At 36.6% G+C, this 26,948-nt stretch carries 21 protein-coding genes and 1 pseudogene; 8 read left to right on the top strand and 14 right to left on the bottom strand.

Translation table 11 applies throughout. From position 1 onward, the window contains the following. Positions 1 to 2: 2 nt before the first annotated feature. The 6 genes and pseudogenes from ACHZEU_RS19420 to ACHZEU_RS19445 form a co-directional block, all read right to left on the bottom strand. A pseudogene (locus tag ACHZEU_RS19420) lies at positions 3 to 701 on the bottom strand (response regulator). Between the two features lie 38 nt (positions 702 to 739). Continuing rightward, on the bottom strand, positions 740 to 1,492 hold the full coding sequence (locus ACHZEU_RS19425; RefSeq protein WP_404803659.1) for a sensor histidine kinase: 753 nt from the start codon (positions 1,490 to 1,492) through the stop codon (positions 740 to 742). A gap of 37 nt (positions 1,493 to 1,529) precedes the next feature. Then, complete coding sequence (locus tag ACHZEU_RS19430; protein WP_404803660.1) at positions 1,530 to 2,522, bottom strand: ABC transporter ATP-binding protein; 993 nt, start codon at positions 2,520 to 2,522, stop codon at positions 1,530 to 1,532. Further along, positions 2,519 to 3,532 (bottom strand): ABC transporter ATP-binding protein, encoded by a 1,014-nt coding sequence (locus ACHZEU_RS19435; RefSeq protein WP_404803661.1) that lies wholly within the window; start codon positions 3,530 to 3,532, stop codon positions 2,519 to 2,521. Before ACHZEU_RS19435 ends, ACHZEU_RS19430 begins: the two co-directional genes overlap by 4 nt. Before the next feature lie 15 nt (positions 3,533 to 3,547). Further along, on the bottom strand, positions 3,548 to 4,468 hold the full coding sequence (locus ACHZEU_RS19440; RefSeq protein ID WP_404803662.1) for an ABC transporter permease: 921 nt from the start codon (positions 4,466 to 4,468) through the stop codon (positions 3,548 to 3,550). A 14-nt stretch (positions 4,469 to 4,482) separates the two neighbouring features. Further along, on the bottom strand, positions 4,483 to 5,385 hold the full coding sequence (locus ACHZEU_RS19445; protein WP_404803663.1) for an ABC transporter permease: 903 nt from the start codon (positions 5,383 to 5,385) through the stop codon (positions 4,483 to 4,485). A gap of 182 nt (positions 5,386 to 5,567) precedes the next feature. On the opposite strand from ACHZEU_RS19445, the gene ACHZEU_RS19450 reads away from it, so the two are divergent. From ACHZEU_RS19450 to ACHZEU_RS19465, 4 genes are all read left to right on the top strand, one after another. After that, on the top strand, positions 5,568 to 7,127 hold the full coding sequence (locus ACHZEU_RS19450) for a glutathione ABC transporter substrate-binding protein (protein ID WP_279495793.1): 1,560 nt from the start codon (positions 5,568 to 5,570) through the stop codon (positions 7,125 to 7,127). 44 nt (positions 7,128 to 7,171) lie between these two features. Then, positions 7,172 to 8,422 (top strand): amidohydrolase family protein, encoded by a 1,251-nt coding sequence (locus tag ACHZEU_RS19455; RefSeq protein WP_066038087.1) that lies wholly within the window; start codon positions 7,172 to 7,174, stop codon positions 8,420 to 8,422. Beyond that, entirely contained in the window at positions 8,419 to 9,630 is a 1,212-nt protein-coding gene (locus ACHZEU_RS19460; RefSeq protein WP_259948533.1) for an amidohydrolase, read from the top strand. Before ACHZEU_RS19455 ends, ACHZEU_RS19460 begins: the two co-directional genes overlap by 4 nt. 157 nt (positions 9,631 to 9,787) lie before the next feature. Next, positions 9,788 to 10,693 (top strand): DMT family transporter, encoded by a 906-nt coding sequence (locus ACHZEU_RS19465; protein WP_259948530.1) that lies wholly within the window; start codon positions 9,788 to 9,790, stop codon positions 10,691 to 10,693. A gap of 15 nt (positions 10,694 to 10,708) precedes the next feature. On the opposite strand, the gene ACHZEU_RS19470 is transcribed toward ACHZEU_RS19465, so the two are convergent. The 7 genes from ACHZEU_RS19470 to ACHZEU_RS19500 form a co-directional block, all read right to left on the bottom strand. Continuing rightward, positions 10,709 to 11,920 carry an MFS transporter gene (locus tag ACHZEU_RS19470; RefSeq protein WP_259948528.1) on the bottom strand — a complete coding sequence of 404 codons (1,212 nt, stop codon included), beginning with the start codon at positions 11,918 to 11,920 and terminating at the stop codon, positions 10,709 to 10,711. Positions 11,921 to 11,929: 9 nt separating this feature from the next. Then, positions 11,930 to 13,198 (bottom strand): TRAP transporter large permease, encoded by a 1,269-nt coding sequence (locus ACHZEU_RS19475; protein WP_048391134.1) that lies wholly within the window; start codon positions 13,196 to 13,198, stop codon positions 11,930 to 11,932. Beyond that, positions 13,179 to 13,676 carry a TRAP transporter small permease gene (locus tag ACHZEU_RS19480; RefSeq protein WP_048391136.1) on the bottom strand — a complete coding sequence of 166 codons (498 nt, stop codon included), beginning with the start codon at positions 13,674 to 13,676 and terminating at the stop codon, positions 13,179 to 13,181. Before ACHZEU_RS19480 ends, ACHZEU_RS19475 begins: the two co-directional genes overlap by 20 nt. A gap of 245 nt (positions 13,677 to 13,921) precedes the next feature. Next, positions 13,922 to 14,968, bottom strand: a complete 1,047-nt coding sequence (locus tag ACHZEU_RS19485) for a DctP family TRAP transporter solute-binding subunit (protein WP_066038083.1) — start codon at positions 14,966 to 14,968, stop codon at positions 13,922 to 13,924. A 57-nt stretch (positions 14,969 to 15,025) separates the two neighbouring features. Beyond that, positions 15,026 to 16,060 carry a DctP family TRAP transporter solute-binding subunit gene (locus ACHZEU_RS19490; protein WP_066038082.1) on the bottom strand — a complete coding sequence of 345 codons (1,035 nt, stop codon included), beginning with the start codon at positions 16,058 to 16,060 and terminating at the stop codon, positions 15,026 to 15,028. Positions 16,061 to 16,340: 280 nt separating this feature from the next. Then, positions 16,341 to 17,009, bottom strand: a complete 669-nt coding sequence (locus ACHZEU_RS19495) for a response regulator (RefSeq protein ID WP_066038081.1) — start codon at positions 17,007 to 17,009, stop codon at positions 16,341 to 16,343. Then, entirely contained in the window at positions 17,006 to 18,577 is a 1,572-nt protein-coding gene (locus ACHZEU_RS19500; protein ID WP_254660059.1) for a sensor histidine kinase, read from the bottom strand. Before ACHZEU_RS19500 ends, ACHZEU_RS19495 begins: the two co-directional genes overlap by 4 nt. A gap of 831 nt (positions 18,578 to 19,408) precedes the next feature. Between ACHZEU_RS19500 and ACHZEU_RS19505 the strand changes: the two genes are divergently transcribed. Beyond that, positions 19,409 to 20,677 carry an OFA family MFS transporter gene (locus tag ACHZEU_RS19505; protein ID WP_004226054.1) on the top strand — a complete coding sequence of 423 codons (1,269 nt, stop codon included), beginning with the start codon at positions 19,409 to 19,411 and terminating at the stop codon, positions 20,675 to 20,677. Between the two features lie 269 nt (positions 20,678 to 20,946). Then, a complete protein-coding gene (locus ACHZEU_RS19510; protein ID WP_036118779.1) occupies positions 20,947 to 21,639 on the top strand; it encodes an AIM24 family protein in 693 nt (230 codons plus the stop codon). Positions 21,640 to 21,680: 41 nt separating this feature from the next. On the opposite strand, the gene ACHZEU_RS19515 is transcribed toward ACHZEU_RS19510, so the two are convergent. Beyond that, on the bottom strand, positions 21,681 to 22,931 hold the full coding sequence (locus ACHZEU_RS19515) for an NAD(P)/FAD-dependent oxidoreductase (protein ID WP_048393473.1): 1,251 nt from the start codon (positions 22,929 to 22,931) through the stop codon (positions 21,681 to 21,683). A gap of 287 nt (positions 22,932 to 23,218) precedes the next feature. Between ACHZEU_RS19515 and asnB the strand changes: the two genes are divergently transcribed. Both asnB and ACHZEU_RS19525 read left to right on the top strand, forming a co-directional pair. Continuing rightward, positions 23,219 to 25,069, top strand: coding sequence for an asparagine synthase (glutamine-hydrolyzing) (asnB, locus tag ACHZEU_RS19520; RefSeq protein WP_048393475.1), 1,851 nt, complete (start codon positions 23,219 to 23,221; stop codon positions 25,067 to 25,069). A 262-nt stretch (positions 25,070 to 25,331) separates the two neighbouring features. Beyond that, a complete protein-coding gene (locus tag ACHZEU_RS19525; RefSeq protein WP_081011001.1) occupies positions 25,332 to 26,945 on the top strand; it encodes a polysaccharide biosynthesis protein in 1,614 nt (537 codons plus the stop codon). The last annotated feature ends 3 nt before the right edge of the window (positions 26,946 to 26,948 follow it).

Consider the following 26,948-nt stretch of genomic DNA (forward strand, 5'->3'; position numbering starts at 1 on the left):
TATTAAAGACCTTTACTCATTTTAGAGGATTTATATTGACGTGGTGATTGATTATATTTTTTCTTAAACGCAACACTAAAATAGTGCTGACTATTAAAACCACAGCTCTCAGCAATTGCGGACATACTTGTGTCAAGATTTTCATTGATTTKSTTKACAGCCAWKWSKWSGSSRTWRTWRWWRWWAWAKWCATTAATGCCAATAGACTGCTCCTCCAAAAATTTACGACTTAAATAGCTCGGATTCAAATGAWTTTTTTCAGCAATAATATTGWGACTCAGTTTTTCATAATAGTTTTCATGAATATAGGAAAGTGCGCTTTGAATCGCATCATGGTTAGAACTCCACACCTTATATTTCTCCACAATAGCATCTAATTCACTTGCAATGACTGGTTTTGTAAGATAATCCTTTACCCCGATACGCAATGCTTGTTGGGCATATTCAAAGGTTTGATAAGCTGTTACCATGATGATGTCTACCTCATAAAGCGCTTTTAATTCCTTGCTCAACGTGATTCCATCTTTCCCAGGCATTTGAATATCCAAAAAGGCGATAGTCATACGGTGCTTCTTAGCTAATTGCAGAGCTTGTGAGGCATCTTGGGCAGTATGGAAGGTCCAATTCGGAAAATGTGGCTTTAATAAATAAATCATTTGCTCAAGCTCTAACGGCTCATCATCTGCGATTAAAATATTCATGGCGAGATACTCCTTTCTCCTTCCAGTTGATAGAATGCCTAAGCGGGAACATGGATGGTAACAGTGTAATGCTGTTCATTGTTTTGAATCGAGAATAAAATATTTTCGAGCCCATAAATGAGCTCAAGCCGTTTTCTAATATTTTCGAGCCCATAACCTTGCTGCAGTTCGTCTACTACCTGTTCAGTAGTCATTTCTATTTTTTCTAAAGGCTGTGTATTTTTAATTTCAATTAATAAGCTATTATCCATTTTTTTGATTGTAATGGATAGCTCTGCAGGTCCTAWATGTTTTTCAAAGCTATGTTTATAGGCATTTTCAATAATAGTCTGCAGAATAAAAGGTGGTATTTGGACGGATAGTGCTTCATCATCAACATATTTATTTACAGTCAAACGATGGCCAAATCGCAATTGTTGAATATTTAAATAACTATCGACAAATTGTATCTCGTTCTTTAACGCAATTAACACCTCATGATTATTGTATTTAAATTTAAAAAATGTTGCCAAAGCCTCAATGCCTGCAACCAAATCTTCCTTACGATTGATGCGAGCTAGGCTTAATAATGAATTTAATGCATTAAAAAAGAAATGTGGCTGTATTTGCTGATTCAACTGGAGAATATTTGCTCTTTGTAAATCCTGCTCAAGCTCTAAATTTCTTTTTTCCTCCTCAAGGCTATCGATTTGCTTTTCGAAAATAAATATAAAAGTAAGCAGAAAAGCTCCAATAATTGGAGCAATTACACATAGGAGAATATATATGTTGAAGGTTTCTGGTTGTAACATAATGACCTCTCCGTTTATTTTGTAAGTGTAAGATACATTAAACTAAATTTTCTGCGAAATGGCAAGCTACCTTATGTGTTGCAGTGATCGCTCGTAGTGCTGGCACTTCTGCTTTACATTTATCCGTTGCGAATGGGCAACGTGTGTGAAAGCTACAGCCAGTAGGGGGACTAAGAGGTGATGGTAGGTCACCTTTTAAAATAATACGCTCCTTACGATGCTGCTTATCAATAACAGGTATAGAAGAAAATAGTGCTTTTGTATAAGGATGATGTGGCTGAGTAAAAAGGGAATGCTTATCAGCAATTTCTACGACCTTTCCAAGATACATCACCATAATACGGTCTGAAATATGTCGAACAACACTTAAATCGTGTGAGATAAATAAAAAGGTTAAATCTAAATCTCTTTGTAGTTGTTTTAGTAAATTTAGTATTTGAGCTTGAATGGAAACATCTAGGGCAGAAACAGACTCATCACAAATAATAATTTTAGGATTAACAGCAAGGGCTCTGGCAATACCAATCCGCTGACGCTGACCACCCGAAAATTCATGTGGATAACGCTCTAAGTATTCAGGACGTAACCCAACAAGAGACATTAATTCAATCATGCGTGTTTCTTGATGCTCAGGTGGTACAATTTTTTGAATAGACATGGCCTCTGTTAACATTTTACGAATGGTTCTTCGTGGGTTAAGGGACGCATAGGGATCTTGGAAAATAATTTGAATGTCCTTACGTGCAGCACGAAGCTCTTTTTTGTTCATATTCACTAAATTTTTACCGAATAATAATACCTCTCCAGCAGTAGGCTCATCTAATCTTAAAATAGAACGACCAGTTGTTGATTTTCCGCAGCCAGATTCTCCTACAATACTGAGCGTCTCACCAGGCATGATGTCGAAAGACACCCCATCCACAGCTTTTACAACCTGCTGTGGACCAAAGAGCTTTTCTTTTTTTAAGAAAAAATGCTGCTTTAAATCATTTACTTGTAATAGTGGTTGTGTATGTTGCGCTGTTGTCATACTGTCAGCTCCTTCATAAGTGTTTCTCCTTGCCATTCATTGCTGTACATCCAGCATCTTACCTTTTTTCCTTGCTCAACAGTCAAAMGCTCAGGCWKTTRTTCWCKACWTAAMTCTGTAGCAAATGGGCAACGTTCTGCATAACGGCAGCCAATTGGATAATTATAGGGACTTGGGACAGTTCCGTGAATAGTAGATAATTCTTCTTGGTCTTCATATAGCTTTGGTAATGATTGAATTAATCCATTTGTATAAGGGTGTAGCGGTTTTTCAAAAAGACTTTCTGTTGTGCCTTCTTCTACAACCTGTCCCGCATACATAACAGCAATCTTATCGCAGATTTCTGCTACAACACCAAGGTCATGGGTAATGAAGATAATGCTCATGCCTAGTTGTTTTTGCAGGTTTTGAATAATATCAATAATTTGAGCTTGAATAGTTACATCAAGGGCAGTTGTCGGTTCGTCAGCAATTAACACATCTGGTGTACAYGCTAGTGCCATRGCAATCAKAATKCGCKGTCRCATCCCACCACWTAACTGATAAGGCTCCTGCTTCGCTCTTTTTTCGGGTGCAGGAATCCCAACTAGGCGAATCATATCGACAGCCTTTTGCCATGCTTCTTTACGTGATAAGCCTTGGTGCAATCGAATGGATTCAGCAATTTGCTCTCCAAMGGATAATACAGGGTTTAAGCTTGTCATAGGCTCTTGAAAAATCATCGATATTTTATTGCCCCGAATTTTACGTAGCTCTTCATCTGAGAGCTTCAAAATGTCTGTATTATTTAATAAAATTTCGCCATTGATGATTTTACCAGGAGGCGATGGTACTAAACGAAGTAATGACAGGGAAGTCATGGATTTTCCACAACCAGATTCACCAACAATGCCCAGTGTTTCTCCTTTTTGAAGAGTAAAGGATACCCCATCGACAGCTTTGGCAACCCCTTCACTCGAATAAAAATAGGTTTGTAAATTTTTTACTTCCAACACGGTTTCTTGTTTCATCCGTTTTTCCCCTCCCTAGTTTAAATCCATTCGTTTATTAAAGAATCGGTACAATATGTCTACAAAAAGATTAATGAAAACAAATATTAATGAGGCAACAAGAACGCCACCTTGTACGACTGGTATATCACGTGTTCGAATGGCATCTACAATCATTCGTCCTAATCCGTTTACAGCGAAAACCGATTCAACTAAAACTGTTCCGCCAAGTAAACTACCAAACTGTAAGCCTACTACTGTAATAACTGGAATCAAGGCATTGCGTAATGCGTGCTTTAAAATGATGATGTATCCTTTTAAGCCTTTTGCTTTCGCTGTTCGTATATAGTCTTGGTTTACAACCTCTAACATACTAGAGCGAGTCATACGAGCGACGATGGCAGCTCCACCAGYACYMRGTGTKACAKSTGGTAGAATAATATGTTTGGCACTATCCCAGCCTGCTACAGGAAGCCAGTGTAACTGTACAGAGAATACATACATTAATAAAATTCCTAACCAGAAGCTTGGAAGGGAAATCCCTAATAAAGCGACAACCATTAATCCTACATCCATCAAAGAATAAGGACGGATAGCGGAGATAATACCCGCAATAAGCCCCAGAACAATGGTGATTAAAATACTATAAAAGGCTAGCTCTATGGTAATCGGTAATCGGGAGGTAATTTCMTCGAATACTGGTTGATTATTTTTTAAAGAGTTACCCATATCTCCTTGTAGAAGATTTTTAATATAGTCTGTATATTGAACTGCTAATGGTTTATTGAGCCCTAAATTTTCACGTAATTCTGCAACCGTTTCTTGAGAAGCTCCTTCTCCTGCTAAAATAATCGCTGGGTCTCCTGGAATCATCTGCATAATTAGAAAAACAACAAGCGTTACACCAAGTGTTACAGGAATAATTTGAGCTAGTCGTTTTAAGATAAATAATGTCATGTGTCTTCTCTCCTTTAATTTTTCATTCTTGGGTCTAGCGCATCGCGTAAACCGTCACCAAATAAGTTAAAGCCTAATACAAGTATAGAAATCATAATACCTGGGAATAGCGCCATATAAGGAGCAGTAAATAGGAAATCTCGTCCGTTAGAAAGCATGGCACCCCATTCAGGAGATGGTGGCTGAGCACCTAAACCTAAGAATGATAGTCCTGCTGCAGATAGAATAGCGGTTGCTAAGCGCATAGATGCTTGTACAATAATAGGTGATAAAATATTTGGAAAAATATGCTTAATTAAAATCGTCATATCATTTGCTCCAAGTGTTTTGACAGCATCGATATATTCTAATTTTTTAACCTCCATTGTTGAGCCACGTACAATACGAGCAAACATAGGAATAGAGAAAAAACCAACAGCAATTGTGACATTGATAAGGCTCGGCCCCAATGCACTAACAATCGCTAAAGCTAGCAAAATACCTGGGAACGCAAGCATGATATCTAAAATTCTACTWATAAYASAATCAACCCATSTGCCATRATAGCCAGCAATAAGACCTAAGAAAGTGCCGATTGTACCACCGAATAAAACAGCTGAAATACCAACACCAATTGATAAACGTGMTCCATATAAAATTCGACTTAAAATATCTCGCCCTTTGTCATCCGTTCCCATTAGATGTTCAACGCTTGGTCCTTGTAATTTTTGATCTAATTGTACGTCGTAGGGATCGTAAGGGGCTAAAATGGGCCCGATAAGAAACATCAATATATATAGAAGAATGATGATGCCTCCTACGACAGCTGCTTTATTCTTTTTGATTTTGTTTAGGAAAGAAACAAGATTCTTTTTTCTAGATGCCTTGCGTGCATTCACTAAAACAGAATGATCAATTGTAGTTGTTGATTTATTCATTTAGGAAAAGCGTAAAGAACTTTATTCGATATCGAATTACTCCTTTTCGTATTTAATGTAAATATTTTATGGCTTATTAGTCAGAAAATTTAAAAAACACGTAAAAATTTTAAAAAACAAGTGAATTTTATTTCTTTATAATTCGAAATGTAAGGAACAAATCACACAAGGAGGAAATGTTGATGAAGAAAATGAAGTTGTTTTTATTCATGGCACTAATAACTGTACTTATTCTGCAAGCCTGCTCTACTGCTAGCAATAATAGTACAGAAGGTTCCAAAGAGGGATCAAAAAGCGTAGGAGGAGAATTAGTTGTTCTAAGAGCAGCAGATGCAACAAGTCTTGATCCTCACTTTATTACAGATATTCCATCAGCAAATATTATTCATGGCAAGGTATATGAAACACTTGTCGCTTTTGATAGAGATCGTAAAATTGTTCCATTACTTGCAAAAGAGTGGGAGCAAAAAGATGAAGTCACTTGGACATTTACATTAAATGAAGGCATTAAATTCCATGATGGAGCAGATTTTAATGCAGAGGCTGTAAAAGCGACATTTGACCGAATTCTAGATCCTGCAACTGGATCACCACAGCGTGATAAATTATCTATGATTAGTGAAGTAGTGGTAGATGATGAATATGTTGTAACGTTGAAATTAAAAGAACCATATGCTCCGCTTCTATCTATTTTAGCCAGTCAAGAGGGTAGCATGATGAGCCCGAAAGCGATTGATGAAGCAGCGGACGAATTAGCAACTCATCCAGTAGGGACAGGCCCATTTGTATTTGAAACTTGGAAATCTGGTCAAGAAATCACTTTAATTTCGAATAAAGATTATTGGGGGACTGTACCGAAAGTAGATAAAGTAACATTTAAAGTTGTACCAGAGGATTCTACTCGTCTAGCAATGATTGAAAGTGGAGAAGCACATATTGCTGAACAAGTACCTGTAACAGAGATTGATCGTATTGAAAATTCTTCAACGATGAATTTATTCCGTGCAGAAGGACTAGCAGTAGAATTTATCGGATTCAACGTGAAAGATACGTTATTATCTGATGTAAAAGTACGTCAAGCTATTAGCTATGCTGTTGACCGTGAAGCAATTATTAGCGGTATTTATGATAATGTAGGAACACTTGCAAATTCTGCAATGAGTCCAAAAATTATTGGATATTCTAGTGAAACGAAACCGTATGACTATGATGTAGTGAAGGCTAAAGAATTGTTAAAAGAAGCTGGCGTTCAAGAGGGAACAAAAGTTAAATTACTGACAAGTGACCGTAAAGAGCGTATCAACATGGCGGAGGTTATTCAATCTCAATTAAAAGGAATCGGATTAGATGTTGATATTCAAGTAATGGAGTATGGTGCCTTTATTTCTGAAATTACGAAAGAACAGCATCAAATCTTTATTAGTGGTTGGGGTAATGCAACGGGTGATGCTGATTATAACCAATACAATCTATTCCACACTGCATCTATGGGGCCTCCAGGAAACCATTTCTACTATTCAAATCCAGAAGTAGACAAGCTAATTGAGCAAGGGCGTTCTGAAGCAAACCAAGAGGCACGTAATGAAATCTACAAAAAAGCAATGCAAATCGAGTTAGACGAAGCTGTGTATATTCCAGTGCGTAACTATGAGCATTTAGCAGTTTACAGCAATGCTGTAAAAGGTTTCTGGTTAGATGCATCTAACTACACGATGATCAGTGGCGTTGAAATTGTAGAGTAATCAAATTTGGTGATAGACGAAAAAATACCAATTGGGAGGAAACTATGAGTAAACTATTGCTGAAAAATGTGAGATTAGAAGAAGCATATGAGCGCGAAAATGAACACATTGTTGCTACTCGTACAGGTATTTATGATGTTCTAATCGAAGATGGACATGTTCAACAAGTAGATAAGGATATAGTGGCTGATGAAGATGTAGAAGTAATAGATGCACAACAGCAACTATTAGTCCCTTCATTCCGAGAAATGCATATTCATATTGATAAAACGTATTTCGGCGGAGAATGGCAGGCACCAAGACCCATTACTAAAGGGATTTTAACACGCATTGAAGAAGAAAGAACACTACTACCTAAACAATTGCCGACAGCTGCTTATCGAGCTGAGGAAATGGTGAAGTGGCTCATTTCCCAAGGACACACACATATTCGTTCACATTGTAATGTTGACCCACAAATTGGGACAAAGCATATTGAAATTACAAAACAGGTTTTAGCAAACTATCAAGATCAAATCACCTATGATATTGTAGCCTTTCCACAGCATGGCTTATTACGCTCCAATGTAGAGGGACTAATCCGTGAGGCAATGGCGATGGGAGCAACGCTTGTTGGAGGCGTTGACCCATCCATTGTAGATCGCAATATCGAAAAGTCATTGCAAACAACGATGGGTATTGCACAAGACTATAATGCAGGGATCGATATTCATATTCACACAGCGAACACGCTAGGCGAATTTGAATTTTATAAACTGATTGAGTTAACGAAACAGGCGAAAAAAGAAGGTCAAGTCACAATTAGCCATGCGATGGCACTTGCTGATTTAGAACAGTCACGTTTAGAAAATTTAGTTCAAGCCATGGCTGAGGTACAAATGGATGTAACAACAACTGTACCAATCGATTTGAACCGTTCGACAATACCAATTCCTTATCTTTATAACAATGGTGTAAAGGTATCTGTGGGACATGATAGCTTAACAGATCATTGGTCACCATATGGTACTGGTAATACGATTATGAAATTAAATGTCATGGCGGAGAGATTCCGTTTTATTGATGAATATTCATTAAGTCGAGCTTGGAAATACGCCTCTGGTGGTATCACACCATTGAATGATGTAGGAGAACGTGTTTGGCCACAAGTTGGTGATAAAGCGAATATGCTGTTAGTGGATGGCGTGAGCACTGCCCATGTGATAGCAAGAAGATGCCCAATTACTACGGTCATTTCACAAGGCAAAATGATTCACCAACAGGATGTAGGAGAGTTGAAAGGAGAATTCAGATGAAGCACTGGCTTACAAATGTTCTACTTGAAACAGGAGAATATCTAAAGGAAAATGATACAGTTGGAACGAAAGTGGAGCTTTTTCATCTTGAAATTACAGATGGCTTCATTTCGCAAATTGTACCCGCAACAGACGCAATCGATTCTCAAAACGAAGTCACAGATATGAAAGGGAAGCTGCTATTACCTGCCTTTAAGGAAATGCATAATCATTTAGATAAAACATACTTATCTTTACCGTGGAAGGCTTGTGTGCCCGTAAAGAATTTAAAGGAACGACTAGATCGTGAAGCACAAGAGTTATCCGTTCTTGCTACAACAGGTAAACAACGTGCGGCTGCAATGATTGAAAAAATCCTTAAGAATGGTGCGAATCATATTCGTACACATGTCAATATCGATCCATACATTGGATTAAAAAATTTAGAAGGTGTACTAGCGGCATTGGACGATTATAAAGATGTCGTGACATCCGAAGTCATTGCCTTTCCACAGCATGGTCTACTAAGAGATGATGTCCCTAAATTATTGCGTGAAGCTTTACGCAATGGAGCGACGATGATTGGCGGCCTAGATCCAGCGGGCATCGATAACTCGATCGAGCCTTCTCTTTATGAAGTGATGGATATTGCACAGGAATTTAATGTTGATGTCGATATTCATTTACATGATGGTGGGCATGTTGGGTATTATACAATCGATAAATGGATAGACATCGTGGAGGATGCCAAATATCAGGGGAGAACGGCAATAAGTCATGCCTTTTCACTTGGTGATGTATCTATCATGGAGCAACATAAAATTGCAGATCGTTTAGCACAACAACAAGTAAAAATAATGTCAACGGTGCCATTTGATTTGCGACGATTAATTCCACCGATTGAATTACTAACAGAGCACGGCGTGGATGTCCATTTTGGTTGTGACGGCTTTTATGATTCTTGGAGTCCTAATGGCTCAGGAGATATTTTAGAAAAAGCGACTACTTTTGCAGATATTTCTCGTAAACTTGACGAACGCTCTATTCGACAAACATTAAAATATATTACAAGTGGTGTCACGCCATTAGATGCAAATGGTCAGAAGGTTTGGCCGAATGTGAAGGACGAAGCAAGTTTTGTATTCTTTGACGCAGTATCAAGCGCGGAAGTTATTGCACGTAAACCACCCAACCGAGTGGTTATGTCTAAAGGAAAGTTTATCAATTAAGCATAAATCTAAATCCCCCTTATTTAGATAACATAGCAAACTAGAAATTTTCTAGTTTGCTATACTTATGTTTTAATAGAAAAGATGAATAAAGGAAAGGGAAGTAGATTTGCCATTACTTATGTAGAAATCTCTTTATTTGCGGGTGCGATAAAATATGAAACAACTAACAATCTATATGATTTTATTTAGCTGTGTATTTTTTTGGGCCAGTAACTTCATTATTGGCTCTATTTTAATTGAACATTGGGATCCTTTAACGGTTGCCATTTTTAGATTGATTGTCATTGTTCTCTTTTTAGGGGGGATTAGTTGGAAAGCAATCTACCGAACAACATTTACAAGAAATGATTTATTGTTATTGATTCTTGCAGGAATACTGGGCGTTTCCATTAATCACTATAGCTTTTATGCTAGTCTCCAGCACACTTCTCCTATCACTGCGGCTTTAATATTAGCCTGTGCACCGATTGTCACATCTCTGCTGAATAAAATGATCTATCATGAATCACGTAACGGCATATTTTGGCTAGGTGCAATACTTTCATTTGTTGGTGTTGGCCTCATCATTACAAAAGGGGCACTTATCACCATTTCAATCGGTAAGGGTGAGGTGCTGAGCTTAATTACAATGCTAAGCTTTGCTTTGTTCCTCATTATTGTCAATCATCTTAGTCTGAAAATGTCAGCCCAGTCGATTACGTTCTATACAAATTTAATAGGTTTACTGGTGCTTGTACCGTTTTCATTTACTATTTTGCCGCAGACGAATTGGCAAGTTGCAATACCCTACTGGTTTTTGCTCATTTTATCAGCGATTATTATTCATGGGGTAAGCAATTTAATGTGGAATCAAAAAATGAAGGAGGTCGGCTCAACAAATGCGTCGTTGTTGTTAAACTTTGAGCCAGCTATAGCCATGCTATTGAGTGCTGTATTTTTAAAACAATTCCCTACAAGTGTTCAAATATATGGCTCTTTATTTATTTTAGTAGGAATTTTGTTGTGTATTTATTATAAAGAAATTAAAGCAATTGTCCTTGTAAAAAAAACAATGAATTAGCAAAAAAAGAGATGCTCATTTTTTGAGTACATCTCTTTTTTGCTGTTTCTGTAGCGAATTTAAAATAAATAGGTATGTTATTGGCAGAAAAGCAGTAATGATTACGATACCATGCCACTGAAATAATGACCAAACAGGGCTTAGTATTGTACTTCCAGAGGCCACCCCAAGGTAATAAGCGACCAAATATAGACTAGAGGCGCTTCCTTTTTGATAAAGAGCTAGCCGACTTACCAATGAGGAAGTTAATGCATGAGCAGTAAAAAAACCTAAACATGCTAGACAAAGTCCAATTACAATAATGAAAAGTGACTTGCTTAATGTAAAAAGTATTCCCACAGTTAATAAACAAACACCAAATGTTCGAATGGTATGTAATCCTACTTTTCCTGCAAGTGAATTAGCAATAGGCGAACCAATAATACCTAAACCATAGGCTAAAAAAATAAAAGAAATACTTTGTAAAGATAATAAAAAAGGAGGCGCTGTTAAGTAATAGGGAATAAATGACCAAACTCCAGTAAAGGATAATTGTAAAATAACTCCTAATCCAAAAAGCATCAATAATTGAGGGTTTTTCAAATGAAACCAAAAGCCTTGTAAATCCTGTTGAATCGTACGCTGTTGTACCGAAAAATTTTTGGATTTAGGTAGCATCCACCAGACAATTACCATAACGATGCACCCCATAATGGCTAATGAAACAAATGCCATTTTCCATGAAAAATATTCAGTGACATACCCCATCATGAGTCTACCAATTGTTCCGCCTAGTGCATTACAAGAAATATACAATGCAGTGGCAAAGCCCATTGATTGTTGATCAATTTCTTCGCTAAGATAGGCAAGTGCTGCTGCAGGTACACCTGCAATAGCAAAGCCCTGAATAAAGCGTAATAAAATAATAGTAGAAAAAGAATCAGTTAGTGGCATGAAAAAAAAAGGTATGATAGTAAAAACTATGGATAAATGAATGAACAAAACTCTTCCATAACGATCTGATAAAAAACCTAGTACGATTAATCCAAGAATTACTGATAGAGTAGTCATAGATACGGATAGACTTGCAACGGATACAGAAATATGAAATTGCTCTGTAAAGAAGGGGAGCAGGGGCTGAACAGAATACATTGCTGCAAAGACAAAAACAGAAGCCCCGCCCAAACTAATGACAATTGTCCAAAAAGAGCGATCTCTTATTGAATAACCCTTTGTATTTATGCCCATCTTAAAACCTTATTTCATTTGCTCTGGTAACCAGAGAGAAAGTTGTGGGATTAAGACAACAAGTGCTAAGAAGATAATCATTAAAATGATAAACGGTATAACGCCTTTTACCACTTCCCCAAGTTTTTCTTTTGCAATACCGCTAACCACGAAGAGATTCAATCCAACTGGTGGAGTGATCATTCCTAATTCCATATTAATCGTCATAATAATGGCAAAGTGGATTAAATTTATATCGAAGTGTGCAAGGATTGGTAATAAAATTGGTAAAGTAATTAGAATAATGGAGACGGCTTCTAAGAACATACCCATGATAAAGAACAAAATATTGACAACTATCATAAAAATCCACTTATTTAAATCACTTTCTGCAATCCATGCACCCACTTGCTGTGGTACTTGTGCATTTGTTAAATAGAGTCCAAATAACGAAGCGGCACCTATTATTAAGAAAATCATAGCGGTAATATTAATAGATTCTACTAATACTTCGCGGAAATCCTTTAGCTTCATTTCACGATAGATAAACAAGGATACAATAAGACCATAGAAAACAGCTATCACCGCTGATTCAGTTGGTGTCACAACTCCTGAATAGATTGTTCCTAAAATTAAAAAAGGTAAAAATGCTCCCCAAATGGCTTTTAAAGATTTACGCCCACGTTCTTCCCAAGAAGCTGGTTGATCTCCATTAAATCCATTGCGTTTCGCATAAACGATAGCAGCAATAATTAAAATTCCTGTTAAAGCTAATCCAGGAAGAACCCCAGCCATAAATAACTCACCAATTGATTGCTCCGAGGTGATACCATAAATAATTAGTGGAACACTCGGTGGTATTAAAATTCCTAATGTACCACCTGCTGCCACAAGTCCCATGGAATAACGTTTTTTATAGCCTGCTGAAATCATTGCAGGGATCATAATAGAGCCGATTGCTGCTGCTGTGGCAGGTGAAGAGCCTGAAATAGCGGCAAAAATAGCACAGGCAACAATTGTAACAACTGCAAGACCACCTGGAAGGTGCCCAATCCATGCACGTAAAGCTTCAATTAAATATTTGGATATCCCACCGCGCGCCATTAATACGCCAGCCAGCACGAATCCTGGGATGGCCATCATAGGGAAGGAATCTAATGCAGTAAAAATGCGCTGTGGAATCATATTCATATTAAAATCTATTTGGAAGAACACTAGAATTGTCGAAAGTGCTAAGCTAATAGCAACAGGTACGCGTAGAAATAATAGCAAAAAGAAACTAAGTAAGAGGATTAGCATATTCTTCATCCTTTCCTCGTAGAATATTAACTAATCGTTCTACGAATCTTAGTAAAAATAAAATACCTGAAAGAGGTAGGACTAAATATACAATCCACATTGGAATCCCGATATCAAGTGAAACCATACCAGATGTATAGCGATTTTCCACTAAAACAAAACCATAGTACGTGTAAATTAAGCAAAAGGCGATGCTCAAGCCTGTTGCTACTAAATCTAATAGACGTTTTTTCGATGGCTTTAATTTGTCATATAGAATATCCACCTGTATATGCTGATTGTGGCGAAGAGCTAAGCCAAACCCCAAAAATGTACCCCAAATTATAGAATAGCGTGCTAATTCCTCTACCCATGCTTGTGGTTCATTAAATATGTAGCGCATAATAACCCCATAAAAAATGAGCACGACACCTGCTACGAAAAAAATTCCAGCAAGAATTTCTTCTAAGTAGCCCCATATTTTATAAACGGCCTTCATGTTGTAGCCTCCTTTATTTAAAGTTAAAAACGGATGCTTTTATTCCCACTGTAAATGTTGCTGTTTGAAGTGAGCTTCTTAGCACCCGTTTGTAAGTAAGCGATATACTAATAAAATTATTGATATTGACGATAACTCACTACTACGGGCAACTTCCTAACAAAGAATACCCAAGAAATTGTTGCGATTTCCTATTCCTTACATCAACTAATTGTTGGAATAGTAAGTTTTTTTAAGAACCATGTTTATTTTAAATCACGAATACCATTAATTAGTTCTTCTGTGATAACATCAGTAAACTCTTCATAAACTGGTTCCAGTTGTTTTTTGATGGCTTCTTTTTCAGCATCTGATAGCTCAAGGACTTCAATACCAGAGTTTTTAATGTTTTCGAATGATTTTTCGTTTTCTTCCGCAGCTAAATCCCAAGCTAACGTTGTTGCCTCATTTAATGATTCTTCAACTGCTGTCAATAGCTCTGAAGGTATTTTTTCCCAGAATGTTTTGTTTACAAAGATAGCATAGTCTAGACGACCATGTTCAGATACGGAGAAGTATTTTTGAACTTCTTGATATTTTTGAGTATCAAAGTTATTAAATGTGTTTTCTTGTCCATCTACTGTTCCTTGTTGTAAGGCAGCGTACGTTTCACCAAATGCAATGGTCGCAGAACCAGCATTCAAAGCTTTAAACTGCGATTCTAAAACTTTACCTGCTTGTGCTCTGAATTTTAGTCCTTTAAAATCGTCCACTGTCACAAGTGGATGTTTGTTATTGGAAAAGTGTTTAAAGCCATTTTCCCAGAACACGAGACCTTTAATATCGTTAGCTGCTAGTTGGTCAGATTCTAGAATCAGTTTTGCAACATCTGAATTAAAGAACTTACGAGCATGCTCTTGATTTTCAAAAAGGTATGGCATATCAACATATTGCCAACGAGGATCGATTTTTACCATTTTCGTTACAGAAGGCGCAATCATATGCACATTTCCTGATACTAAGGCATCTAATTCATCATTATCTCCATATAGTTGTGAGGATGGATAAACCTCAACGTTCACTTTACCTTCTGTTTTTTCATCCACTAGTTTTGCAAATGCCTCAGCTGCTTTACCTTTAACACTATCAATTGAAGTTACATGAGAGAATTTAATAACAAGAGGTTTTTCTTTGGTGTAGCCACCATCTCCCTCAGCTGCTGGAGCAGAAGCTGCTTCTTTTTTGTCGCCACCACAAGCCGCAAGTACTAGTAAAAGCAAAGCCATGAATGACATGAAAAGCCATTTTTTCATTCTATATCCCCCTAAAATTTATATTTATAGTTAAAAGGGCAACCTTTTAAACCCTAGTTAATGAAATTGATTTTTAGGAAGTGCCTCAATATATTTAAAACCATAATTTTCTGCATAATAGTCGTATACAGGTTTAAAGGCGTTCTCCCAATCCTCTATTTCTTCCTCCGTTAAATAATGAATTTGTATGCATTGACATGCTTCCATTTCCTGAAGTCTTTCCGTACTTAAATTCTCTGCTTGTTGCCACTCCCATTTTTGTACTTCCTCAAGAGTATCAATCAAAAGCTCCTGTACATTTTTAGGGAGGGAATTCCAAAATTCATTATTCATTAATAACAAATAGCCTAGATAACCATGATTACTAATAGTTAAGTAATCTTGAAGTGAATGTAGATTTTTGCTTGTAATATTAGTGAGCGTATTTTCTTGCCCATCAACATTGCCTTTTTGTAGTTGATGGAAGACCGTATTAAAATCAATTCGTCTAGGATAGGCACCGGCAATGGAAAATTGCTCTGCTAAAATATCACTTGGCATTATTCTCATGCGTAAACCTTGTAGATCAGTTAAGTTTTGGATGGGACGAATACTATTACTTAACTGTTTAAAGCCACTATCCCATACGCCCATCGAGATTAGATTGTGTTTATTTAATCTCTTCATTAATGATTGTCCAACTTCGCTTTCAACATATGTATGAACTTCTTGTGCATTTTTAAATGCATAAGGTAAATCCATGACAGACCATTCGGGTACAAACGTAGTAATTTTTGAAATGGCAGGGGCAATCATCTGAATATCTCCTCTTAAAAGAGCATTCATCTCCTCACCATCCTTGTACAGTACACCATTCGGGAAAACTTGAATTTCTACATGACCATTACTTCGTTCCTTAATAAGCTCTGCAAATTTAATTGCTGCCATTCCTTTAGGGGTGTTTTCACCAACAACATGTGAAAAGCGAATGACAATTTGTTCTTCATGACTTAATTGCTCATTGTCAGTTGGATAGGTCTGCTGTTGACAACCTATGAGGATGGTTAAAAAACATAAGTTTAAGAAAAGTACTTTTATAGGGTTACGCCACATGTTAATTCACTCCTAACTGTATAAGATGTGAACGCTTTCTATTGTATTTTATACGAATAAATATTCAATATTATGGTTATAATGAACATTTTGGTATTTATGATATATAACAATTAGTTATATTGATAAATTGTTATAATACAAGATAATTGCTAGAGAAAAAAGAATCTGCTTACTTTTCTTTTATTAATGTGCATAGTAAAGCATCATAAACCTATGCATAATAAGAAAAATAGCAGATTCTATATGAGTTTTTATTTTTATAACTATTTATGCTTAACTATTTTATGGAATAATATTTCGTTGGTCGTCCAACTGTTCCATATTGTAGTTCAATGCTAACGGTTCCTTTAGTTGCTAAAAAATCTAAATATTTCCTAACTGTGACCCTTGCCATTCCAACATTTTGAGCCAGCTGCTCGGAGGTTATAGCTACTCGATATGTTGTTAAATAATCTAATATTTGTTTCATCGTTAAATTGTTTAAGCCTTTAGGTAATTCATTTGACTCTTGTTGTATACCTAGCCAACTATCAATATCCTCTTGATTGAAGGCTGTGCAATTAGTAAACAATTTAGAGCTATTTTTATATTGCTGTAAAGCTTTTTCAAAACGTTCGAAGCGAAAGGGCTTAATGAGATAATCGCTTGCACCAAATCGTAAAGCCTCTTGAACAGTCGGTGCATCTCGCGCAGCAGTTATCAGAATAATATCTGAGGGAATCCTTTCTGAACGGAGTTTTAAAAATAAATCCATACCGGTCATATCTGGTAAAAACATGTCTAGTAAAATTAAATCTGGTTTTTTCACTTTAATTTTTTCGTAAGCATCACGACCAGTGATAGATTCGCCTACAAGCTGAAAACCAATCATTTTATTTAAAAAACCTTTATTTATTTCAAGCACCATTGGATCATCTTCTACAATAAAAACTGAAAGTTTGCTCATTGTTCTTCTATCACCCCTACCTCAATAGTAATATTTGTACCGATATTGACCGTTGATTCAACTTGTATATTTCCGTTATTAGATTCTACAATTTGTTTAACAAGTGCAAGGCCAATACCATGTCCTTCCTTTTGTTTGGTAGTAAAACCATATTCGAAAATTCGTTGCGGTAAACCTATTATCCCCAAGCCACTATCCTGTACTTCTATATATAGATAATGCTTATCGCCAATTAACGTTAATCGTACATCTTTATACGTACATTCAAAGCATGCTTCCATCGCGTTATCAAGCAAATTTCCAATTATAGTTACCAAATCACCACTAGAAAAACCGCTCATAATATCGGCTAGCTTTGAATCATCATCAATGGTCAGTTCCACGCCGAGTTCTTTTGCTCGCGAGTACTTCCCAAGTAGTAAACCTTGAATCGAGTAATCAAGTATTTTATCATGTAAAATTTGTATAATTTCCTCTTCATCCGTAATTTCATCAATAATAAGACTCAGAGCTTCATCATTACGATCTAGTTGAATTAATCCTGCAATACTATGTAAACGGTTCATATATTCATGTTGTTGAGCTCGTAAGGAATCCACAAGCATTTTAATCCCTGTTAATTCTTCAGCTAACATATTTGCCTCTTTACGATCCGTTAACATTATAAGATATCCGGCATTTTGATCTAAAATTCGAATAGGGAAGGTGCGTACTAAATACATCTGGTCATGTATAAGTAGAGGTCTATATATTTCATGCTGCTGTAAAATGTCTTCCGCAAGCCATGTCCCATTAAATAATTCTTTGCGAGAAATACTCTGTTCAAAGAAATGAGTATATTGCCTTGCGAGGCGGTTAATAAATGATACATTACCTCTTTCGTCGGTTGCTAATATACCAATATCCATTGCCTGTATAATGCCAGATCGCTCTTCCACTAAGCGAGCGATTTCGTATGGCTCTAAATTAAATGTTTGACGCTTTAGGTGATTAGCCACCCAGACTGAACCACCTAATCCAATAGCTAGTCCCCAAAAAAGAGAAATCAATATATCAAATTGATATTCATCTAGTAGGTTGTACCATTTTGGGGTGAGTAACCCAACTGTAATAACACCAACTTGTTGTGTACCTTCTTCATTCATTATAGGAACGAATGCACGGATGGAATAGCCAAGCACTCCCTGAGCTTTTGATATGTATTCATGCTGTGAAAAAGCTTCTATTTCGTCTCCACCCTCAAAAACTGTGCCAAGTTTGCTCTCAGAAGGGTGAGAATAGCGGATTTTCTTCATATCAATAATCACGATATAATCAACATCAGTTGTTAAACGAATTCTCTCTGCAATGGGTTGAATAACTTCAAATCCATTCGGTTTCCCAACATTATTTTGTACATCTGTCAGTTGTGAAACGGTTCTCGCAATAGCAATGGCTCGTGCTCCAAATTCTTTCTCAAATGCACCCGAAAGGTTATGGATCATGATAGCACCACTTGTTGCTATAGAAAAAAGGACAATAATAAATGAAAAAATAAACATTTTTAGACGTAAAGATATATTTTTCATAGACATATAAAAGAGCGATAGCTATTAGCTTTCTTTTATACATTCATCACCCCAATTCTACAAAATAAGCATGTTTACCTTAAAACCTGCTAAAAATTCTTAGTTTATACTAAATTACCATAAATAACAAAGCTGTTGTAATACAAGATTTGTTGAAGAGTATTTTTTTTATTGTGTAGTATAACAAAACAAATGATAAATATGATTTATATTGTTGTAGTGGCGTACATATGCCAGAAAATTGCACTCTAATATATATATTTGAATAATAAAAAATATTTCACTTTCAATAAATAATTTGAAATATACATTGATTGTATTATTGATTTTTTAAATAAAATAAAAAATATGGAAATAAAAGACGGGAATCAGCTTTTTATTCATACATATAAAAGTGAAAATCTTGTAGAAAATAGTTTCGAATTTCTCTTCTGTTCTTAAAAATTCTAGCGTAAATAAACTAAAGAAAACGTTCTTTCTGTAGATAAATAATAGAATTGATATTCTAATTAAGATTTTATTCATAAACAGTATGTGAATATATACACAAAAATAATTATTTAAGAATAATTAATATATAACGATAAAGTAGAGTAGAAAAATAATAAAATCTAGTATATGCGGATTTTTTAGTTTGTAAAACTTCATTTTTCTTAGAGGCTGTAAGATTTGTTTGATTTTAATTTTTAAGAAAAGAATGAAAAACTTTTTGGAGAAATAATATTTTTTAGAAAAACATCTTGCATTTGAATAATTCTAAGTGGTAAATTGTTTTACATGGACGTTCATAGAATTTTCACAGGTAGCAAAAGAGGGGAGAAATGAGAATTTATGAATAAAAATAGATGGTTAATTGCATTATCTGCAATCGCTATTCACCTTTCAATCGGTGGAGCCTATGCATACAGTGTATACAAGCTACCGATTGTCACAGAAATGGGATGGAGTGAAACAAAGGTAACGATTGCCTTTACCATTATGATGGGATTAGCTGGTTTCTCAGCTGCATTATTTGGTAGTTTAGTAGAAAAAATGGGACCACGTAAATCGGCGATGGTAGCAGCTGTCTTATTTGGAGCAGGACAAGCTGGTGCTGGTGTAGCCATTTCAATGGATTCTGTTGTTATGTATTGGTTAACATATGGTGTTCTTAGTGGATTAGGAATGGGGATTGGCTATATTGCACCTGTATCAACACTTGTAAAATGGTTCCCAGACCGTCGTGGTCTAGCAACAGGTATGGCCGTACTTGGTTTTGGATCGGGTGCACTTATTACAGCACCAGTCGCAGCCAACTTAATGGAGGCAGTTGGCATTTCTACAACATACTTTATTCTAGGGGCAAGTTACTTCACGTTAATGATTTTAGGGGCTTCATATATAGCACCACCTAAGCCAGGTTATATGCCTGCTAATATGAAAGCAGCTGCCAATAATGGTAAGGACGTAGTTAAGAAAGATTTAGCTGTTATGTCAGCACGAGAAGCTGTTAAAACAAAGCACTTCTGGATGCTTTGGTCCATGCATTTAGTTAATGTAACAGCAGGGATTATGATGATTTCTGTTGCTTCACCAATGGCACAGGAAATTGTCGGTCTATCAGTAGCAGGTGCTGCCGCAATGGTAGGAATTATGGGGTTATTTAATGGTGGTGGTCGTTTAATCTGGGCCGCTGTGTCTGATTATATCGGTCGTTCTAACGTTTTCGTTATTTTCTTTACTGCACAGCTAATCACATTTATCGTTTTACCACATACAACTAACGTAATTATTTTCCAAGCACTTATCTTCTTAGTTGTTAGTTGCTATGGTGGTGGGTTCTCAAATCTACCTGCATTTGCAAGTGATTTATTTGGCACAAAGCAACTTGGTGTGATTCATGGTTATTTATTAACAACGTGGTCATTGGGTGGAGTTTTTGGACCATTGTTAGTAAGTGCAATCAAAAATGCGTACGGAAGCTATATTCCTGTATTCTATGTATTCGCAGGTTTAATCGCAGCTTCGTTGATTATTTCCTTAACGTTACGTGCAGATGTACGTAAGCAAACAGCTTTAAAAGCAGCGCAAAATGTTGGAGATGTATCTGCTACACAATAATATGAACTTTCAATTTACTATATAGGTGTCATTTCGTGGATGGCACTTATATAGTTATTTTTTTGAAGTGATTGTTATATAACAATTGTAATTTCTTTGTTTAATGTATAACAGCGCATGTCTGATGTCAATAACATTACTGGAAATAAAGTGATTTCGTAATTAAAAGAGAAATTTTGTAACGAAATTCATGATGAGGAACAAACTATTAAAAATTGAATCTTTTCTCAAAGAACAACGTATATAAAGTAATTAGGGAGGGATCAATCATGGGGAAATTTTCTTTAGATGAATTTGTTCATAAAACACAGCAGGACGATAATGAGAATGATTATTTTGAATTGGAAACTGAACGTGTATTAGAGGTTAATCTAAACGGTGAAGTGTGGTCAAAAATGGGCGCTATGATTTCCTATACAGGTGATATTAAATTTGAACGTGAGCGCGTCTTGGAGCATGGTCTTGGCAAAATGTTTAAAAAGGCTTTAACGGGTGAAGGTACGCAATTGATGAAAGCTAGCGGAAAGGGCAGACTCTACTTAGCGGATCAAGGAAAGAAAGTAACTGTTTTTGATTTGAAAAACGACAGTATTTGTGTCAATGGCAATGATTTACTTGCCTTTGAGCCTAGCATCGAATGGGATATACGTTTGATGCGTAAAATGGCTGGCATCATGTCAGGTGGTTTATTTAATGTAACCCTTCAAGGAACAGGGAAGGTTGCGATTACAACTCATTTTGAACCACTGACATTATTAGTGAAACCAGGTGAAACAGTATATACTGATCCGCATGCTACTGTTGCATGGTCAGGCAACTTAACACCTGAATTTAAAACAGATATTAGCTTCCGTACATTTATCGGCCGAGGCAGTGGAGAATCCATCCAGATGGCGTTTTCTGGTGAGGGCTTTGTCATTATCCAACCATTTGAAGAAGTTTATATGTCTAGTGAAAGCTAAAAAAGCGTGTCCGTTGTTCCACGGACACGCTTTTTCTCCTATTATAATGCCGCATGCATTCCTGCAATACGTCCCGTTACGAGGGCTGAAGTGATGTTATAGCCGCCTGTATAGCCATGAATATCAAGAATTTCTCCACAAAAGAACAGTCCTTCTTTTTTCTTTGAGGCCATTGTTTTTGGCTCGATTTCTTTTACAGAGACACCGCCACCTGTTACAAACGCCTTATCAAGTGACTGTGTGCCACTCACTGTTAACGTGAAGTTTACTAGTAAACGTGCTAGCTGACGAATTTTCTCTTGGGATAATTCAGCGCCCGTCAATTGAACATCAATATGTGCTCGCTCACATAAGAACAAGAGCCATCGTTCAGGTGCTATGCCTTTCCAAACATTTTTCACAGCCTTTTTCGGATCTTCTTTTATTAATTTATTTAAATATTGTAGACATGTTTCTTCATTATAATGTACCAGTGTTTGAATACGCATTGTCACGGGCTCATAGCCTGTCTTCATTAATTCTTTCACAACGAATTGACTACAACGCAAAATAGCAGGACCACTTAAACCAAAATGGGTAAAGAGCATATCCATTTGATGGGTGACGAGTGTCTTACCTTTTTTATTGAGCACGGAGACAGCAACATCACGCAATGCTAGTCCTTGTAGTTCACGTGCTTGAATAAAATCTTCTTTTGAAATAACAGGGACTTCTGTTGGGAATAAGGTAGTGATTGTATGACCCGCACGTTCAGCCCAAGGATAGCCATCACCTGTTGAGCCTGTTTGTGGAACCGCCTTGCCCCCAACAGCTACAACGACTGCTTGACTACGGACTTCGGTGCCATCAGCAAGACGTACACCCAAAATTTTATCTTCATCCATTAGAAGCTTACTGACAGCTGTGTGTAAACGAACTTCAATATGAAGACGTTGTAGCTGTCTAATCAGCGCATCAACGACATCTTGTGCGCGATTGGATACAGGGAACATTCTACCGTGGTCCTCTTCCTTTAGGGCGACACCAAGCCCTTCAAAAAATGCAATTATATCTTCATTATTATAAACGGTAAATGGACTATAGAGAAAACGGCCATTACCGGGTATATGTTTCACAATTTCTTCAACAGGCAAACGATTTGTAACATTACAGCGTCCTCCGCCAGAAATGGCCAATTTCTTGCCTAGTTTTGTGCCTTTTTCTAACAATAACACCTTCTTTTTGCGCTCTCCAGCAGCAATCGCCGCCATTAAACCAGATGGGCCACCACCAATCACGATTACATCATACATAGTTAGAAACTCACTTTCTGTTCAAATTAGGAATCTTTCCTATTATACATGAAGTCTATATAGAGAGGGACTTTCTTTGACATTGAAAATAATAGAAAAGTGTTTTATAATTCTTTATCTCTTCTTTTGGGATGAAGAGCTTATACAGTAGAATGAAACACAATATTCTTTGTTATACAATTGGATGAATGAAAGTTTTCCTTTATTAGCATTGTCAGCATGAAATGAATGTCTTTTCGTGCTATTATGGTAAAGGTTATGCACTAAATTATGAGGTGAAAAATAGAATGTGCGGATTTATAGGTTATATTAATGGAACAAATGTGATTGATCATCATCAGACGATAGAAAATATGATGAATACAATTATTCACCGCGGACCGGATAGCGGCGGTATTCATAGTGACGATAAAGTAACGTTAGGTTTCCGTCGATTAAGTATTATTGACTTATCAGACGTAGCGAATCAACCATTATATAGTGAAGACGGCAATATCGTGCTTGTATTTAATGGAGAGATTTTTAACTTCCAAGAGCTGCGTGCAGATTTAATTGAAAAAGGTCATACGTTTAAAACGCAGTCAGATAGTGAAGTCATTATTTATGGCTATGTAGAATATGGCGTAGATTTTGTGAAGAAACTGCGTGGGATGTTTGCCTTCTGTATTTGGGATAAAAAGAATGATTTACAGTTCATTGCGCGCGATGGCTTTGGAATCAAACCATTGTATTACTCTGAGCATACAACAGACGGTACGTTTATTTTTGGCTCTGAGATTAAATCGTTTTTACCACACCCATCATTTATTAAAGAGTTAAATAAACAGGCACTTCGCCCCTATTTAACATTCCAGTATTCATCTATGGATGAAACATTCTTTAAAGGTGTCTTTAAATTACCACCAGCTCACTATATGCTGATACAAAATGGACAAAAGCAAATCGTGCAATATTGGGATAAAAAATTCCATGCAAAAGAAGCACCAATCGAAAAATATATTGAAGAAATTCGTTCAACTGTTAAAGAATCTGTAGAGGCTCATCAAATCAGTGATGTAAAAGTTGGTTCATTCTTATCGGGTGGTATTGACTCTAGTTATATTACGTCTTTATTACGCCCAGATAAATCCTTCTCAGTCGGGTTTGCGGACTATGAAGATATGTTCAATGAGACAAATCTTGCAAAAGATTTATCAGATACGTTGAATATTCAAAATGAACGTAGATACATTACCGCAGATGAGTGCTTTGAAGCGCTACCTAAAATTCAATGGCATATGGATGAACCACAATCCAATCCATCTTCAGTGCCACTTTACTTCCTTTCGGAGCTTGCTTCAAAAGATGTAACGGTTGTTTTATCAGGTGAAGGTGCTGATGAAATTTTTGGTGGGTATGCTTGGTATCAAAACTCAGGAAGAATGCAAAAATACGAAAAATTACCATTAGGTCTTCGTAAAACATTACGTGGAATGGCAGAAGCCCTACCGAAAAATCAATACACGAATTTCCTTATTAAAGGTGCTCAAACAGTAGAAGAGCGTTTTATTGGGGAAGCGGTAGTTTGGGATGAAGTGGATGCTATTAATGTTTTAAAGCCAGCTTATAAAAATGCCCCATCTGTAAAATCGATTACAAAACGTATTTATGATGAAGTACCTGGCGATGATGATGTGACAAAAATGCAGTATCTAGATCTAAATCTTTGGATGCCTGGTGATATTTTATTAAAGGCAGATAAAATGAGTATGGCACACTCAATTGAATTACGTGTACCATTTTTAGATAAAGAAGTAATGGAATTAGCGAAAAATATTCCTTCAAGATACCGTGTGAATGATATCGATACAAAATATGTTCTACGTCAAGCTGCGCATCAGGAATTGCCAGAAGAATGGGCAAAGCGTCCGAAACTCGGATTCCCAGTGCCAATTCGCCACTGGTTACGTGAAGAAAAGTATTACAGTATGGTAAAAGAAATGTTTACAACTGACTTTGCAAATGAATTTTTTGATACAAAACAATTAGTTGGCTATCTAGATGAGCACTACGAAGGGAAAGCAAATCGCGGTCGTTATATTTGGACAGTTTATGTATTCCTAGTATGGTATAAAAAGTTCTTTGTGGACATGGTATAAGAAATACCTAATCGGTGGGGATGTTCAATTCCTCACCGATTATTTTAAGGCCTTTTTTCATCAAGTTTCTTTATGAATGAACTTTTTGGTGTTTTTATGCGTCTCATTTCCTATAAATATGTTAAGATTACAGTTGGTTTACTTTATTGCTCTTAGAGTGACAGCGCTTGCATATCGTTTGTTTTAAAACGAAAAAGTTTTATAAGTATGCTTTGAAGTGTTACGATAATAATATTGATTTTACAATGAATGGATGGGTATGATGTCCAATTTAATGAAAGGTACTGCGATATTAACAATGGGGATGTTTTTATCGAAGGTACTCGGATTAATTTATATTTTTCCGTTTTATGCAATTGTTGGCGAGAAGAACATTGCGCTTTACCAATATGCATATATTCCCTATTCAATTATGCTGGCAATCGCCATTTCAGGTGCGCCAATAGCCGTCTCTAAATTTGTATCCAAATATAACGCAATGGGAGATTATCAATCGGGTCGCAAGCTGATGAAATCTGGCATTCTTATTATGATGATGACTGGCTTTGCAGCATTTATTGCCCTCTTTCTACTTGCTACGCCAATTGCAGGGCTAGTTATTAAGAGTGAGGAACAGGTCTTTACAGTTGAACAAATTGCTTCAGTAATACGATGGGTTAGTTTTGCCTTAATCGTAGTGCCATTTATGAGTCTATGGCGGGGCTTCTTCCAAGGCTACGACAAAATGGAGCCTACTGCCGTTTCACAATTGGTGGAACAAATTGTGCGAATTGTTGTGTTACTTGGTGGATCTTTCCTAGTGGTGATTGTGTTTAAAGGAAAACCAGAGACAGCCATCTCCTTTGCTGTGTTTGCTGCATTTATCGGAGCAATCGGTGGATTAGGTGTTCTTTATTACTACTGGAAAAAATATCAGCCTGAATTTAATCTACTACGTAGCCAAAGTGTGACTTCCACACAGCTACCAATGTCCAATATTTATAAAGAAGTGATTACCTATTCCATCCCAATGGTGTTTGTAGGGGTGGCGAATCCATTGTTCCAATTAGTCGACATGCTTACGTTTAATGGAGCAATGACGTCCATTGGTTTAGCAGAAGTAACAGATACTTATTTATCAATGATTAACTTTATGACACATAAAGTTGTTATCATCCCTGTTATGCTAGCGACTGGATTTTCGATGGCGCTTGTACCAACAATTACAAAGTATTTTACACAGGGGGAGTATTTAGCGCTCCGCCATGCAATGGATAAGACCTATCAAATTTTAATCTTTATTACATTGCCAGCTGTGGTTGGTATTTCTTTATTAGCCAATGAAATTTATTTTATGCTTTATTCAGAAAGCGAAATGGGGGCAACCATTTTAGCGCATTATGCACCTGTCGCGATTTTATTTGCGTTATTTCAAGTCACAGCAGCCTTACTTCAAGGAATTGATTTTCAAAAGTGGATTGTTTTTAGCTTATTATCTGGAATTTTCGTAAAGCTAGCATTAAATATTCCTTTAATTCGCTGGTTAGAGGCTGATGGTGCTATAGTAGCTACAGCTATTGGCTACAGTGTTTCGATTATCATTAATATGCTTGTGTTACGAAAAACGTTGAATTATCGATCAGAAATGGTTGTGCGTCGTGTCATGCTAATTGCTTTATTGACAATGGCGATGGCCATTAGCGTGCTGATTGTGCATAAATTATTGGAATTACTAATGGGACCAGTTGATAGTAAATTCTCAGCATTACTATTCTCAATTATTTGTGCGGGTGTTGGTGCGGCTGTTTATGGCTTTTTATCATTACGCCTAGGTTTAGCCCAAAAGCTATTAGGTGAACGATTAACCCGTATTATGAGTAAACTGGGATTGAAATAGGAG

Origin of the sequence: Lysinibacillus sp. S1 (genome assembly GCF_044986265.1) — a bacterium.
GTDB classification, from domain to species: Bacteria; Bacillota; Bacilli; order Bacillales_A; family Planococcaceae; genus Lysinibacillus; species Lysinibacillus capsici.